General features: G+C 64.7%; 13 protein-coding genes. 6 read left to right on the forward strand and 7 right to left on the reverse strand.

From position 1 onward, the window contains the following. Positions 1 to 11 precede the first annotated feature (11 nt). From AC0NIH_RS03310 to AC0NIH_RS03325, 4 genes are all read right to left on the reverse strand, one after another. Entirely contained in the window at positions 12 to 851 is an 840-nt protein-coding gene (locus AC0NIH_RS03310; protein WP_023765384.1) for a carbohydrate ABC transporter permease, read from the reverse strand. Between the two features lie 224 nt (positions 852 to 1075). Next, complete coding sequence (locus AC0NIH_RS03315; protein ID WP_473468133.1) at positions 1076 to 2005, reverse strand: carbohydrate ABC transporter permease; 930 nt, start codon at positions 2003 to 2005, stop codon at positions 1076 to 1078. Between the two features lie 241 nt (positions 2006 to 2246). Then, on the reverse strand, positions 2247 to 3506 hold the full coding sequence (locus tag AC0NIH_RS03320; RefSeq protein ID WP_473468131.1) for an ABC transporter substrate-binding protein: 1260 nt from the start codon (positions 3504 to 3506) through the stop codon (positions 2247 to 2249). A gap of 117 nt (positions 3507 to 3623) precedes the next feature. Beyond that, complete coding sequence (locus tag AC0NIH_RS03325; protein WP_473468129.1) at positions 3624 to 4574, reverse strand: N-acetylmuramic acid 6-phosphate etherase; 951 nt, start codon at positions 4572 to 4574, stop codon at positions 3624 to 3626. 198 nt (positions 4575 to 4772) lie between these two features. Here AC0NIH_RS03325 and AC0NIH_RS03330 point away from each other — a divergent pair, with 198 nt between their 5' ends. The 6 genes from AC0NIH_RS03330 to AC0NIH_RS03355 all read left to right on the forward strand — a co-directional run bounded on the left by AC0NIH_RS03330 (position 4773) and on the right by AC0NIH_RS03355 (position 11883). Then, entirely contained in the window at positions 4773 to 5654 is an 882-nt protein-coding gene (locus tag AC0NIH_RS03330) for a glucosamine kinase nucleotide-binding domain-containing protein (protein WP_473468127.1), read from the forward strand. Next, positions 5651 to 6433, forward strand: coding sequence for a GntR family transcriptional regulator (locus tag AC0NIH_RS03335; protein WP_224686398.1), 783 nt, complete (start codon positions 5651 to 5653; stop codon positions 6431 to 6433). The genes AC0NIH_RS03330 and AC0NIH_RS03335 overlap by 4 nt, the downstream gene beginning before the upstream one ends. After that, positions 6430 to 7461, forward strand: coding sequence for an SIS domain-containing protein (locus AC0NIH_RS03340; RefSeq protein WP_473468125.1), 1032 nt, complete (start codon positions 6430 to 6432; stop codon positions 7459 to 7461). Before AC0NIH_RS03335 ends, AC0NIH_RS03340 begins: the two co-directional genes overlap by 4 nt. Beyond that, on the forward strand, positions 7458 to 8624 hold the full coding sequence (gene nagA, locus AC0NIH_RS03345) for an N-acetylglucosamine-6-phosphate deacetylase (protein WP_352712188.1): 1167 nt from the start codon (positions 7458 to 7460) through the stop codon (positions 8622 to 8624). The genes AC0NIH_RS03340 and nagA overlap by 4 nt, the downstream gene beginning before the upstream one ends. Before the next feature lie 16 nt (positions 8625 to 8640). After that, complete coding sequence (locus tag AC0NIH_RS03350; protein WP_473468124.1) at positions 8641 to 9753, forward strand: NAD(P)/FAD-dependent oxidoreductase; 1113 nt, start codon at positions 8641 to 8643, stop codon at positions 9751 to 9753. 75 nt (positions 9754 to 9828) lie between these two features. Then, a complete protein-coding gene (locus AC0NIH_RS03355) occupies positions 9829 to 11883 on the forward strand; it encodes an ABC transporter ATP-binding protein/permease (RefSeq protein ID WP_473468121.1) in 2055 nt (684 codons plus the stop codon). Between the two features lie 37 nt (positions 11884 to 11920). Here AC0NIH_RS03355 and AC0NIH_RS03360 read toward each other — a convergent pair whose 3' ends face one another. The 3 genes from AC0NIH_RS03360 to rpe form a co-directional block, all read right to left on the reverse strand. After that, positions 11921 to 13435, reverse strand: a complete 1515-nt coding sequence (locus tag AC0NIH_RS03360; RefSeq protein ID WP_473468119.1) for a malonate--CoA ligase — start codon at positions 13433 to 13435, stop codon at positions 11921 to 11923. Positions 13436 to 13611: 176 nt separating this feature from the next. Beyond that, a complete protein-coding gene (locus AC0NIH_RS03365; RefSeq protein WP_473468117.1) occupies positions 13612 to 14349 on the reverse strand; it encodes a GntR family transcriptional regulator in 738 nt (245 codons plus the stop codon). Positions 14350 to 14749: 400 nt separating this feature from the next. Next, positions 14750 to 15427 (reverse strand): ribulose-phosphate 3-epimerase, encoded by a 678-nt coding sequence (gene rpe / locus AC0NIH_RS03370; RefSeq protein ID WP_023765372.1) that lies wholly within the window; start codon positions 15425 to 15427, stop codon positions 14750 to 14752. Positions 15428 to 15520: the final 93 nt, after the last annotated feature.

Below are 15520 nucleotides of genomic sequence, written 5' to 3' on the forward strand. Positions count from 1 at the left end.
TAGTTCCCCGCTCACTTGACGGCTCCGGACGTAATGCCGCGGATCAGCTGCCGCGAGAAGATGACGTAGAGGATGAGCACCGGCATGATCGCCAGCGAGAGGGCTGCCAGGATGGCGTTCCAGTTGGTGACGAACTGGCCGAGGAAGAGCTGCGCGCCCAAGGTCACCGTCTTGGTCTCTTCCGACGGCGCCAGGATCAGCGGGAACCACAGATCGTTCCAGATCGGGATCATGGTGAAGACGGCGACCGTTGCCATCGATGGCCGCACCAGCGGCAGCACCAGGCGGAAGAAGATGGTGTATTCCGACAGACCGTCGATGCGGCCGGCGTTCTTCAAATCGTCGGACACCTGCTTCATGAATTCCGAAAGGATGAAGACGGCAAGCGGCAGGCCTTGCGCGGTATAGACCAGGATCAGCGCCGTCAGCGTGTTGACCAGTCCGCTCGCCACCATCAATTGCAGGATGGCGACCGTGCCGAGCCGGATCGGGATCATGATGCCGAGCGCGAGATAAAGCCCCATCATCGAATTGCCGCGGAAGCGGTATTCCGACAGCGCAAACGCCGCCATGGCGCCGAACAAAAGCACGAAGAACAGCGAAGCGACGGTGACGACGAGGCTGTTCTGGAAATAATGGATGAAGTCGCCCTGGCCGATGACGGTGGTGTAGCCGATCAGGTCGAAGGTTTTTGGTGTCGGCGGCGTCAAAGGCGCGCCAAAAATGCCGGCGCGGGATTTGAACGAATTCATGATGACAAGGATCACCGGAAACAGCGCGATCGCCGTGTAGGTCAAAAGGATCGCGTGAGCGCCGATGGTGCGGGGGAGTGATCGGGTGGCCGTGCTCATTGGGAGGTCTCCTGACGCACACTTCCAAACAATGGCGCCCAGGCACCCCCCTCTGGCCTGCCGGCCATCTCCCCCGCAAGGGGGGAGATTGGATGTCACGAAGGCTTTCGCCAATCTTCCACGTCGCAGGAAAAGCGCCGAGCCCGAAGCTGCCAATCTCCCCCCTTGCGGGGGAGATGGCCGGCAGGCCAGAGGGGGGTGTTCAAGCTCGACATATCCACCCCTCAGAACTGATAGCGACGCAGGCGCGTCTGGACGAGGAAGAGGTAGACGCAGACGCCGCCGAGGATGATCAGGAACATCATCGTGGCGATCGCCGCGCCCATATTGGGATCGCCGACCTGAAGCTGGAAGCCGAAGAAGGCGCGGTAGAGGAAGGTGCCGAGAATGTCAGTCGAATAGTTCGGCCCGGCGAGCGCGCCCTGCGCGGTGTAGATCAGGTCGAAGGCGTTGAAATTGCCGACGAAGGTGAGGATCGAGATGATGCCGATCGACGGCAGGATCAGCGGCAGCTTGATTTTCCAGAATTGCGACAGGCCGGTGATGCCATCGCATTCGGCCGCTTCGATCACCTCTTCGGGGATCGACAGCAGCGCAGCGTAGATCAGCATCATCGGGATGCCGACGAACTGCCATACCGAAATCAGGCTGAGCGCGGTCAGCGCATATTGTTCCTTGCCGAGCCAGGGCGTGAACAGGCTTTTCAAGCCGACCAGGTCCATCATATGCGGCGCCACGCCCCACAACGGCGACAGGATCAGCTTCCAGGCGAAGCCGACGATAACGAAGGACAGGATCGTCGGCACGAAGATCGCCGTGCGGTAGAAGGCGGCAAATCTCAGCCTTGGGCTGGACAGCAATGCCGCCAGCATGACGCCGATCGGGTTCTGCACCAGCATGTGGATGATGAAGAACCAGGTGTTGTTCCTGAGCGCGTTCCAGAACCCGACCGACCAGTTGGGATCGCCGAACAGGGTGCGGAAATTTTCCAGTCCGACGAAGACCTGGGACTCGCTGACGTTGCGGAACAGCGATAGCTGCAAGGTGCCGGCAAGCGGCAGGATCATGATCGCCGTGTAGACGAGCACGGCCGGCGCCAGGAACATGCCGATGTGCCAGCGAACAGGTCTTTTCGGTCGTATTTCTGCGGCCATGAGTTCGGTCCCCGCCGTCTCTCGGTTCCAGACGAATATTGATGCCAGATGACGCCTCGATGCACGGCCCGAACGTCCTTGCCCGATGCGGCAAGGACAAAGGCCTGCGACTGATCAGCTAGCCTTCCCAAGACCAGCAAGGGTAAGGCCACGAGGTGGTGCCGACAATCGCTATCTCTGCGGATGCAGAGTATCCGGAACCGGCCGGGCTTGCGCCCGGCCGGCTCCGTTGCCTGAGCTCTTACTTCGCCGGCTTGTACCAGCTGTCGAGGCCGGTCTGCAGCTTCTTGGCCGCTGCTTCGGGCGTATCGGTACCGTTGATGACGTTGGCCGATTCAACCCAGGTCTCGTTCTCGAGGTTCGGCGTGCCGCGCGACAGGATCTGGTAGGTCGAGCGGATCGTCGACTTGCACTTGCCGCGCCAGGAGACGAATTCCTGCGCCAGCGGGTCTTCCATCTTCACCGGCGCGGAGTTCAGGCTGAAGAAGCCCGGCAGCGCGTTGGCGTAGATGGTGGCGAAGTCGGGCGAGGCGACCCAGGACAAGAATTTCTTGGCCGCATCGGCATTCTTCGACGCTGCGTTCAGGCCCATGCCGATATCGGTATGGTCCGAGATGTAGCAGGTGTCGCCGGCCTTCTCGACCGGCGGCGGGAAGGCGCCCATCTTGAACTGGGCCTGGGTGTTGAACAGGCCGATTTCCCACGAGCCGGCCGGGTAGATGGCGGCACGGCCGAGCGTGAACAGGTTCTGGCTGTCCGGATAGGTCTGCGCCTCGAAACCGTCGCCGAGATACGGCTTCCACTTGGCCAGTTCCTCATACGGCGCGACCCAGTCCTTGTCGGTCAGCTTCTGGTCGCCCTTGATCAGCGCCGCACGGCCATCTTCGCCCTTCCAGTAGTTGGGTCCGATGTTCTGGTAGCCCATGGTCGCGGCTTCCCAGAGGTCCTTGGTGCCCATGGCCATCGGGATGTAGGTGCCGTCGGCCTTGATCTTGTCGAGTGCTGCAAAGAACTCGTCGCGGGTCTGCGGCACCTTGATGCCGAGCTTGTCGAAGGCGTCCTTGTTGTAGATGAAGCCGTGGATGACCGAGGCCATCGGCACGCAGAAGCTCGCCTTGCCGTCGTCGGTCTGCCAAGCGGACTTGGCCACCGGCGAGAAATTCTCCATGCCGGGCAGCGCGGAGAGGTCGGCGAGGTTGCCCTTCTTGAACAGTTCGAGCGATTTGTCGAACGGGCGGCAGGTGATCAGGTCGCCCGCCGAGCCGGCGGCGAGCTTGGCGCCGAGCGCGGCGTCATATTCGGTCGGAGCCGATGGTGCGAACACCACCTTGATGCCTGGGTTCTTGGCTTCGAAGGCCGGGATCAGCTTGTCCTTCCAGATGGCAAGGTCGTCGCCGCGCCAGCTTTCGATGTTGAGGGTTACGTCGTCGGCGTAGGCAACCCCGGCCGAGCCGAGAATGCTGGTGCCCAGAAGCAGTGCCGTCAGTAGTTTCGTTGTCATGCTCAGTCTCCCTGTTGACCTTTTTCAGGTTCGGTTTTGATGAGAACAGAGGCTTTTGACCCCTTGCTCCCCTCTCAAGCCCGTCTCACCCCGATGGAAATCGGGATGAAACAGGCCCTACTTCCTTGTTCGAGCACGATCTTTTCCGAAAAGTGGGTTCCACTTTTCGGGATCATGCTCCAGCGCGGAAAGGGCTGGCCGCAGCTTCTGGCCGGTCCCCTCCAGTATCTTCCGCGCCGCATCGGCACTGTCGGCGCCGGCAGCGAGCAGAATGGCGGTCTTGACCGCGCCGCCGCTCTTCTCGAGCAGTTGGGCGGCTTCGTCCCTGCCGCGTCCGCTGACGGCGGCGACGATGCGCGCGGCGCGGTCGCGCAGCTTGATGTTGTCGGCCATGAGGTTGACCATGTAACCGTCATGCACGTGGCCGAGATGGACGGCAGTCAAGGTCGACAGCATGTTGAGCGCGATCTTCTGGGCAGTGCCGGCGCCCATGCGCGTCGAGCCGGCGATCACTTCCGGTGGCGTTTCGAGCAGGATGGCGGTTCCAGCCTGCTGGAGCAGGGCCGAATCCCGGTTGTTGGCGATGCCGATGGTGGCCGCCCCGCGGCGGGCCGCTTCCTCGATGGCGCGCACCGCATAGGGTGTCGTGCCGCTGGCCGAAACGGCGATCAGGCAGTCGCCCTTGCCGATGCCCGCACTGGCGACCGCCGCCGCGGCCTCCTCCGTGTCGTCCTCGGGCCCACCGGCCAGCGTGTGGAAAGCCTTGTCGCCGCCGGCGATCAGTATGGCGATACGGTCGCGTTCGATGCCGAAGGTGCCGGGCAATTCCAACGCATCGGCCAGCGCCATCAGGCCGGAACTGCCTGCCGCGGCATAGGCCAGCCTGCCGCCGCCAGTCAGCCTGTCGGCGATGATCTCGGCAGCCTTGGCGATGGACGGAATGGCGTTGCGGACGGCCTTGGCGGCCTCGACCTGCGCATCGAACAGCGAAGCAAGGATGGCTTCCGGGGCCTGGATATCCAGCCCCTCGGCATTCCTGTGAAGCGCTTCGGTGCGCGTTTCGGCCATCCCGGTACCTCCAATACCAGAACAATACCAAAAAAATACCACTTGTCCACAAGCATTAACGAATTCGTGGCCCGGAAATCGCTGAGCCGACGAAATGCCTAGGATTTTCAATAAAATACGCCTTAATCTTTTTGAAACGGAAATTAACCCTTGGCTATTGGTATTTTATTGGTATTATCCGCCCGGAGGAGAAATCACGTGAATTTCGTGCTCGGTATCGATGGCGGCGGCACCAGCTGCAGGGCCGCCCTGGCAAATATGGACGGTATGGTCCTCGGCCGTGCCAAAAGCGGCGCCGCCAACATCCGCACCGACCTTACCGGCGCCCGTTCGAACATCGTCGAGGCGGCGCGGCAGGCGTTCATCGCCGCCGGGCAGAACCCGGAGTTGATTCCGCAGACACCGGCCATTCTCGGGCTTGCCGGCGCCAATGTCGGCACCTACCGGCAGCAGCTCGAAGCGGTCCTGCCATTCAGCGTCAGCCGCGTCGAGACCGATGCCGAGATCGCGCTGGAAGGTGCCGTTGGGTCGGGCGACGGCGCCATGGCGATCCTCGGCACCGGCACCGCCTACATGGCGCGCAGACAAGGCAAGTCGCGCGCCATCGGCGGCTGGGGATTCCAGGTCGGCGACCAGGGCAGCGGCGCGCGCATCGGCCGCGACCTGCTCGAACAGACGCTGCTTGCCTATGACGGCGTGCGCGAGGGGTCGCCGCTGACCGACAGCATGATGGCGGTTTTCCGCAACAATCCGGAGGACGTGGTCGAGTTCACCACCAATGCCAAGCCCGGCGATTTCGGCGGCTTTGCGCCCAAGGTATTCGAACACGCCGAAAAAGGCGACAGCGTCGCCAACTGGATCCTGGACAGGATAGTCGCCGATGTCGAAGCCTCGCTTGGCGCGCTCGACCTCGCCGACGATGCGCCGCTCTGCCTGCTCGGCGGCTTAGCGCCGCTTTACGCGCCGCGCCTGTCGGCGCGCTACCGGGCGCTCCTGAAGCCGCCGCTCGACGACGCACTGGGCGGCGCCGTGCAGATGGCGGTGCGGCTTTTCGCCGGACAGTCGGAGGCGGCTCGATGAGCGACGCCGCCGACCAGATCTTCGCAACGCTGAAGCAGTCGGCGCAGAGCGGCGCGCCGCTCTATCTGCAGCTTCGCAAGAGCATCGAGGACGCGGTCAACCGCGGCCTGATCGGGCCGGGCGACGCGCTGCCTTCCGAGCGCGACATCGCCACCAAGGCCGACATTTCGCGGGTCACGGTGCGCAAGGCGGTGCAGGACCTGGTCAAGGGCGGCATCCTGGTGCAGCGCCATGGCTCCGGGACCTTCGTGGCGCCGCGCATGGAGCGCGTCGAGCAGTCGCTGTCGCGACTGACCTCGTTCACCGAGGACATGGCGCGGCGCGGCATGGCGGTGCGTTCGGCCTGGCTCGACCGCGGCCTCTACGCGCCCTCGCCCGACGAGATGATGGTGCTCGGCCTGTCGTCGAGCGAACTGGTGGCGCGCGTGGCGCGCCTGCGCATCGCCAACGACACGCCGCTGGCGATCGAACGCGCCTCGCTGTCGGCCAGCGTGCTGCCCGATCCGGCGGCCATAGGCTCCTCGCTCTACGCCGCCCTGGAGATGACAGGCAACCGGCCGGTGCGGGCGGTGCAGCGCATTTCGGCCGCCAATCTCGGCGACAGCGACGCGCGCCTGCTGGAAGTGCCGCCGGGCATTGCCGGCCTGCACATCGAACGTATTTCCTATCTGGCGAGCGGCAAGGTGATCGAATTCACCCGCTCGATCTACCGGGGCGACGCCTACGACTTCGTCGCCGAACTGCGGCTGACAGGGCCGAGCGAAGAGGGCCGACCATGACTGAAATCACCCATATGCGGCGCGAGATCGAGGAGATCCCGCAGGCCGTCGCCCGCCTGCTCGACGGCTCCGGCACCGTGCTCTCCGAGGCCGGGCATGGCATCCGGGAACGCGACCCGCATTTCGTCGTCACCGTGGCGCGCGGCTCGTCCGACCATGCCGCCACCTTCATGAAATATGCCGTCGAGCTGACCGCGGGCCTTGCCGTCGCCTCAGTCGGCCCTTCCATCGCTTCGATCTATGGCCGCAAACTCCGGCTTGCCGGATCGGCGTGCCTGGCGATCTCGCAGTCGGGCAAGAGCCCCGACATCGTCGCCATGGCCGAGACCGCACGGACCGGCGGCGCCCTGACCATCGCCATCACCAACACCGCCGATTCGCCGCTGGCGCGCGCCTCGGACTATGCGATCGACATCCTGGCCGGGCCTGAGCGCAGCGTCGCGGCGACCAAGACCTTCATCAATTCCGCCGTCGCCGGCCTCGCCTTGATGGCGCATTCCACCGGCGACGTCGCGCTGCTTGCCGCACTTGCCCGCCTGCCCGAACATTTCGGCAAGGCGATCGCCTGCGACTGGATGAGCGTGCTGGCCGAAACGATCGAAAAGCAGAAGTCGCTGTTCATCCTCGGCCGTGGACCGTCCGCGGCGATGGCCAACGAGGCAGCGCTGAAATTCAAGGAGACCTGCGGCATGCATGCCGAGGCCTACAGCGCGGCCGAAGTCATGCACGGCCCGCTGGCGCTGATCGGTCCGGATTTTCCGGTGCTGGCGCTGGCCGCGCGCGATGCGTCCGAACCGTCCGTCGCCGAAGCCGCCGATAGCCTGGCGGCCAAGGGCGCGCCGGTGTTCGTCACCTCCGTGCTTGCCAACCGCGCCACGCGCCTGCCGCATGTCGCCACCGGTCACCCGCTGACCGACCCGCTGACGCTGATCGTCTCCTTCTACATGTTCGTCGAGGCCTTCGCGCGCCATCGCGGCCTCGATCCGGACACGCCGCGCAACCTTCGCAAGGTGACGGAGACCGTATGAGCGATCGTTTTGCCCTGACTGGCGCCCGGATTTTCGACGGCGACGACTGGCATGAAGGCGCGGCGCTCGTCGTGCGCGACGGCCTCGTCGAGGCTATTTTGCCCACCGGCGCCATCCCTTCGGACGTCCGCGTCGTCGAGACCGGCGGCGGCATGCTGGTGCCGGGCTTCGTCGACATCCAGGTCAATGGCGGCGGTGGCGTCATGCTCAACGACCACCCCGACGTCGCCTCGATCGAGACCATATGCCGGGCGCACGCGCCGTTCGGCACGACCGCGCTGCTGCCGACGCTGATCACCGACACGCCTGACATCACGGCCGCCGCGATTGCCGCAGGCGAAGCAGCGACAATGCAGAAGGTGCCAGGCTTCCTCGGCCTGCATCTCGAAGGGCCGCATCTGTCGATCGCGCGCAAAGGTGCGCATGACCCGGCGCTGATCCGGCCGATGACGGACGCCGACCAGTCGATGCTGATCGCGGCGCGGCGCAAGCTGCCGGTGCTGCTCACCACGATAGCGCCCGAATCCGTCGAGCCGGCCCGCGTCACGGCATTGACCAAGGCCGGCATCATCGTCAGCCTCGGCCATTCGGACACCGGCTATGCCACGGCAAAAGCCTTCGCCGAGGCGGGAGCCAGCGTGGTCACCCACCTGTTCAACGCGATGAGCCAGATCGGCAACCGCGAGCCGGGGCTGGCGGGCACGGCGATCGACATCGGCACCTTGTCCGCCGGGCTGATCGCCGACGGCATCCACGTCCATCCGGCAACCATCAGGATCGCACTCGAGGCCAAGCAGGGGCCGGGCAAGATCGTGCTGGTCACCGACGCGATGGCGACGATCGGCACCGACATGAGCTCGTTCACGCTCAACGGCCGCACCATCTACCGCAAGGATGGGAGCCTCAGGCTTGCCGACGGGACGCTGGCCGGCGCCGACCTCGACATGATCTCGGCCATCCGGTTCATGCACCGCGTCGTCGGGCTCGACCTTTCCGAAGCCTTGCGCATGGCCTCGCTCTATCCGGCACAGGCGATCGGCCAGTCGCACCGGCTTGGACGCCTTGCCAACGGCACGGCGGCGGATATCGTTGCGCTGTCGGACGATCTCGGCATAGGAAGCGTCTGGATCGGCGGCGACAAGGTTTTTTCAGCCGGCGCGTAATCCTGGAAGCGGGCCCATGCAGGCAATCGACTGTGTTGTCGCCGGAGCAGGCGTCGTCGGGCTTGCCGTCGCCAGGGCGCTTGCCTTGTCGGGCCGCGAGGTGGTGGTCATCGAGCAAGCCGATGCGATCGGCACCGTCACCAGTTCGCGCAATTCCGAAGTCATCCATGCCGGGCTCCATTATGCGCCGGGCAGCCTCAAGGCCCAGCTCTGCGTCGCAGGCCGCCGGCTCCTCCACGCCTACTGCGCCGAGCACGGCGTCGGCCATGCGCGGACCGGCAAGCTGATCGTCGCCAGCGAGCCAGCGCAGATGGACGGGTTGCGGACGATCCAGGCCAATGCGCGCCGCTGCGGGGTCGAGGACCTCGAGCTTTTGACGCGCGGCGAAGCCGAAAGCCTGGAGCCGGCGCTGACATGCGCCGGCGCGCTGGTGTCGCCGTCGACCGGCATTATCGACAGCCATGCCTTGATGCTGTCGCTGCGCGGCGACGCCGAGGCGGCCGGCGCGACCTTCGCTTTCCTCACCTGCGTGGCCGGCGCGACGATCGGCGCAGGCGGCATCCGTGTCGACACGCGCGATGCCGATGGCGAGACCTTCGCCTTGGAGGCCCGCGCCTTCGTCAACGCGGCGGGCCTCGACGCGCAGGCCATGGCCGGCCGGATCGAGGGGTTACCGCAAAGCCTCATCCCCCGGCAGTGGCTGGCACGCGGAAATTATTTCGCGCTTCCAGGCCGGTCGCCGTTTTCGCGGCTGATCTACCCGGTTCCGGTCGAAGGCGGCCTCGGTGTCCACTTGACGCACGACCTTGGCGGCAGTGCGCGCTTTGGGCCTGATGTCGAATGGATCGACCACGTGGACTACACGGTCGATCCAGGCCGGAGCGCCGTCTTCTACGAAGCGATCCGCCGCTATTGGCCCGACCTCGGCGATGACGCCCTGCAACCGGCCTATGCCGGCATCAGGCCGAAACTGTCGGGTCCCGGCCAGCCGGCGGCCGACTTCATGATCCAGGGGCCTGCCGACCATGGCCTCGGCCGGATCGTCAACCTGTTCGGCATAGAGAGCCCCGGCCTGACGGCAAGTCTGGCGATAGCCGATCATGTCGTCGCGCTGCTGTACCCGGCATGACCGGTGCCGCTGGAAGCTTGGCATCCCGAACAGACGTCATGAAACCTTTTGATTTTGAGTCCGTTGTCGGAACGTATGTCCGAGGCGAAACCCAAATCGACACCGGCCGACGGCATCAGACCGCGCGGCAATCCTAAGCCGCGTCGAGGAAAGTCGCGGCCGCAAGGGCCGCGTGACCAGACCCTTGGCGAAGAGAAGCCGCGCGAAGAAAAGCCAACGCCCGCCGACGCGGCGCCGGAGGTCGACGGTCAGGCGGGGCCGCCACCGGAAGCTATCGAACCCGATCCGCAGCTGACGCCAGAAGAGGCCGAGCAGGCGCGCAAGAAATACCTGCTGCGGCGCTTCTGGATCAGCGGGCGCGGCTATTGGGGGCGGCAGGGCGACAAGCTCGCCTGGCCGCTTTCAATCGGGCTGTTGATCCTGATCGTCATCAATGTCGGCTTCCAATACGGGATCAACGTCTGGAACCGCGCGTTCTTCGACGCCATCGAGCAACGCAACGTCCACACCGTCTATGTGCTCAGCGCCATATTCCTGCCCCTCGTTGCCGGAAGCGCGAGCCTTGTCATCGCGCAGGTCTATCTGCGCATGACGATGCAGCGCCGCTGGCGGTCCTGGCTCACGACGTCGGTCATAGCGCGCTGGCTTACCAATGGCCGCTACTATCAGTTGAACCTCGTCGCGGGCGACCATTCGAACCCCGAAGCCCGCCTCACCGAGGATCTGCGGATCGCCACCGAGTCGCCCGTCGATTTCATCTCCGGCGTGATCATCGCCACACTGTCGGCCTCGACCTTCATCGTGGTGCTGTGGACGATCGGCGGAGCCTTGAACTTTACATTGGGAGGCTCGACCTTCACCGTGCCCGGTTTCCTCGTCATCACGGCCGTGATCTATGCCGCGATCACCTCCACCTCGATGGTCATCATCGGCCGCGATTTCGTCCGGCTGTCCGAGGAAAAGAACCAGTCGGAAGCCGAGTTCCGCTACGTGCTGACCCGCGTGCGCGAAAACGGCGAGAGCATTGCGTTGCTCGGCGGCGAGGAGGAGGAACGCAGCGGCATCGACAGGACCTTTGCCGGCGTGCTGAAGCGATGGGCACAACTGACCGGACAGCATATGCGCACGGCACTGGTCTCGCAGGGCTCGAGCCTGTTCGCGCCGGTCGTGCCGGTGCTGCTATGCGCGCCAAAATTCCTCGAAGGCTCGATGTCGCTCGGCCAGGTCATGCAGGCGGCCTCGGCCTTCGCCATCGTGCAGGGCGCCTTCGGATGGCTGGTCGACAATTATCCACGTCTTGCCGACTGGAACGCCTCCGCACGCCGCATCGCCTCGCTGATGATGTCGCTCGATGGGCTGGAGCGCGCCGAGCAGAGCGACGAGCTGGGGCGCATCAAGCATGGCGAGACCGAAGACGGCGCGATGCTCAGCCTCGACAATCTCTCCGTGACGCTCGACGACGGCTCCTCCGTGGTCAAGGAAACAAAGGTCGAAATCGAACCGGGCGAGCGGGTGCTGGTGGCCGGCGAATCCGGTTCGGGCAAGTCGACCTTGGTGCGGGCCGTTGCGGGCCTGTGGCCATGGGGCGGCGGCAACGTCAATTTCCACGCCGGCAGGCGCCTGTTCATGCTGCCGCAACGCCCCTACATCCCCACCGGCACGCTTCGCCGCGCGGTCGCCTATCCGGCGGCGGCGGACAAGTGGACGATCAAGCAGATCAAGGCTGCCCTCGACAAGGTGGGGCTCGGCTATCTCACCGACAGGATCAAGGAAGAGGCGCCATGGGACCAGACGCTGTCGGGCGGCGAAAAGCAGCGCCTCGCCTTCGCGCGCCTGCTGCTGCATCGCCCCGATATCGTGGTGCTGGATGAAGCGACCTCGGCGCTCGACGAGACGAGCCAGGACACGATGATGATGACGGTGATCCGCGAACTGCCTGATGTCACCATCATCAGCGTGGCGCATCGCGCGGAGCTCGAAGCCTTCCACAGCCGCAAGATCACCCTGGAAAGGCGTGAGGGCGGCGCCAAGCTCGTCAGCGATATCGACCTCATCCCGCGCAAGCGCAAACGCAGCTTGCTGAAGCGTGCCTTGTGGGGCTCCGGCTCCGGCGCTTCCAACCGTGGCTAGAGCGGTTCACCATGTCTCCCAAAAAGGCCTGGCCTGATCAGGACGCGTAGAGATCCTTGTAGGCGTCGCGCAGAAGATTCTTCTGGACCTTGCCCATCGTGTTGCGCGGCAGTTCGTCGACGAAGATCACCTGCTTCGGATGCTTGTACTTCGCCACGCGCCCGGCGATGGCACGGAGGATTTCGGCGCCGGTGATCCGCGACGCCGGCGCCCGCACGACGACAGCGGTGACGCCTTCGCCGAAATCCGGATGGGCGACGCCGATGACGGCGCTTTCCAAGACCCCGTCGAGCGCGTCGATCTCGCTTTCGAGTTCCTTCGGATAGATGTTGTATCCGCCTGAAATGATCAGGTCCTTGCCCCGGCCGACAATGTGGATATAGCCGTCGGCGTCGATCATGCCGAGATCGCCTGTGATGAAGAAGCCGTCGGCACGGAATTCCGCCTTGGTCTTTTCCGGCATGCGCCAGTAGCCGCCGAACACGTTTGGGCCCTTCACCTCGATCATACCGACCTCACCTTGTGCCAGCGTCCTCCCGCTGTCGGGGTCGGCGATGCGCAGCGACACGCCGGGCAAGGGGAAACCGACCGTGCCGGCGCGCCGTTCGCCCTCATATGGGTTCGACGTGTTCATGTTGGTTTCGGTCATGCCGTAGCGTTCGAGGATGGCGTGGCCGGTGCGCTCGCGCCAGGCCCTGTGCGTCTCGGCCAGCAGCGGTGCCGAGCCCGACACGAACAGGCGGATTGTCTTCGCCGCCTCGCGGTCCAGGCCATCCTGCTGCAGCAGGCGTACGTAGAAGGTCGGCACGCCCATCAGCACTGTTGCGCGCGGCAGGAGCGAGACGATGCGGCCCGCATCGAATTTCTGTTCGAACAGCATCGAGGCGCCGGCCATCAGGACAACGTTGGTGGCGACGAACAGGCCATGGGTGTGGAAGATCGGCAGCGCGTGGATCAGCACATCGTCCGTCGTGAAGCGCCATTGATCGACCAGCACCCGCGCGTTCGAGGCCAGATTCTCGTGGCTGAGCATGGCGCCTTTCGAGCGGCCGGTCGTTCCCGACGTGTAGAGGATCGCGGCAAGATCGTCCCCGCCCCGCTCGACATCATGGAAGTCGGACGATTGCCGCGATGCCTGGTCCGCCAGCGATCCCTGGCCGTTGCGGTCGAGCGGGACCACGACGGCGCCGGACGGCTCGACCATCGCAGCGACATCCGCAGCCCTTGCCGGATCGCAGACGATGACCCGAGGTGCCGCGTCGTCGAAGAAATAGCCAAGTTCGGTCAGCGTGTAGGCGGTGTTGAGCGGCAGGAAGACGGCACCGGCGCGCACGCAGGCGAGATAGAGCAGGACCGCCTCCGGGCTCTTCTCGACCTGCACGGCCACCCGATCGCCGGGCTCGACACCCAGTTGCAGCAGCGCATGCGCGAGCTGTCCCGACCGCGCCAGCATGTCGCCATAGGTGAGCGAGCGGCCATCGTCGGTTTCCATCAACAGACGCCCGGGCGCCGGCATCCGGGACCGGAACGCATCGAACAGATGATTGCTCATGAAGTCTTCCTGCGGTGACGGCAATGGCGGCGCCGGGCATGCGCTTCTGGCCGCATGCCCGGCGGCGAAGCGTTCGCGTTTCCCGGCCGTGCCGTCAAGACCGCAAACGGCGATCCAGCCCGCAACGTCTGTCCCGAATGATTGGAATGATCGGCGATCCGACGATCGAGGCCTCGCTAGCGTCGGGCGCGTTCGGCCGGGGCGGCGGCCGTTTCGTTCTGCTTGAAGCGCTCCATGCACATGGAAGCGGTCAGCTGGTAGTGATCGATCAGTGCCTGGACGGCACCGTCGGCATTGCCGTCCAGCGCGCATTCGGCGATCAGCCGGTGTTCGGCGAAATCGTCGCGCTGGATGCCTTCGCCGTCCCTGGCCATTTGCCGATAGCGATAAGCGTGATCGGAAAGCTGGTCGCAGAAACCCACCAGCCAGTGCGACCGGCAGGCCGAGATCAGCACCCGATGGAAGGTGCGGTGCAATTTCTCCCAATCCGGATTGATCGACGGGAGATCAGGCGGCGAGAGCCGTGACGCGCGCCCCAGGCGATGCAGCGCCAGCACCAGCTGTTCTTCCCATTCGGCGGTGCGGTGGGCAATGGATTCGCGAAGGGCGCGTTCCTCGAGCCAGCAGCGGGTGCGCGTCAGCTCCTCGAGCTCCGACGCGGAGACCGGCATGATGAAGAAGCCGCGCTGGTCGTGGCGGCCAAGAAGCCCTTCGGAGGCAAGACGGTTGAGGGCTTCGCGAACCGGAGAGGCGCCGGCGCCATATTTGGAAACAACCCACTCGACCCGCAGCTTGCTTTCAGTTTCGAGAGCACCGCCGAGGAGATCATCGCGCAGCTGATGATAGACCGTACTGGCAAGCGTGCTTTTGGATCCTGTGCCGTCGTCGTTCAGATTGGCAGCTCCGTAGGTCAAAAGACGACTCCTTTGTCCCCAGTTCTTAATTTGGGCAATTCGAGTCCGGAAACAGTCCCTCTCCGTACATGTACCCTATAACGCCTACCTTCGGGCGCTCAAGCAGAAGATCGCATTATCGTACTTTAGAACAAAGAAATATACGCTAATCCGCCGCCGGCTCGCGCGGATTTTCACGCCGCTACAACCAGTGGAAGCTTAACATGTTTTGTATGCACGCAGGATCATCTGTTCCTCTGTGCTTGTGCGAGCATCTTTTCTGTCGCGCGCAAAGACAACGAAACACGCGCCGCTATCAGGCGGCCTTGGCGAGGCTGATTCGGCCGTGCCGGGCCGGAGAGGCATCCGCACAAATCCTTAGCCGGCCTTTTGCAACTGGAAACGGATGACCGCGCCGTGCTTAGCCGGCGGCCTTGTCGGCCGCCGTCCGGATCGCCTCGATATTGGCACGGTAGGCCTCGACGCTGCCGCCCTTGAAGATGGCGGCGCCGGCGACCAGCACGTCTGCGCCGGCAGCGGTGACCAGGGGGGCGGTTTCAGCCGAAACGCCGCCGTCGATCTCGATGCGGATCGGCCGATCGCCGATCAGCGCCTTGACCCGTCTCACCTTGTCGACGATCCCTGGAATGAAGGCCTGACCGCCGAAACCCGGATTGACGGTCATGATCAGGATCAGGTCGAGCCGGTCGAGTACGTATTCGACAGCGCTTTCCGGCGTCGCCGGGTTGAGCGAGACGCCGGCTTTCTTGCCGAGGTTCCTGATGGTCTGCAGCGAGCGGTCGAGATGCGGCCCGGCCTCGGCGTGCACCGTCATGCCGTCACAGCCGGCGTCGGCGAAGGCGGCGAGATAGGGATCGGCCGGCGCGATCATCAGATGGCAGTCGAAGAAGGCCTTGGTGCGGTTGCGGATTGCCTTGATGACCGGCGGGCCGAAGGTGATGTTGGGGACGAAATGGCCATCCATGACGTCGAGATGGATCCAGTCGGCGCCGGCGGCCACGACGGCCTCGACCTCGTCGCCAAGCTTGGAAAAGTCCGAAGCCAGCACCGAAGGTGCGATCAAGGTCTTTTTGCTCATCTCGCGGCCTTTCCGGGCGCCTTCATGCCGGTCACCCTGGATCGACTGCCTAATGCGCGGCGGGCGACTTGTCGAGGGTGCCGGCACGGCGGC

The sequence above is a fragment of the Mesorhizobium sp. WSM1386 genome (assembly GCF_055901595.1).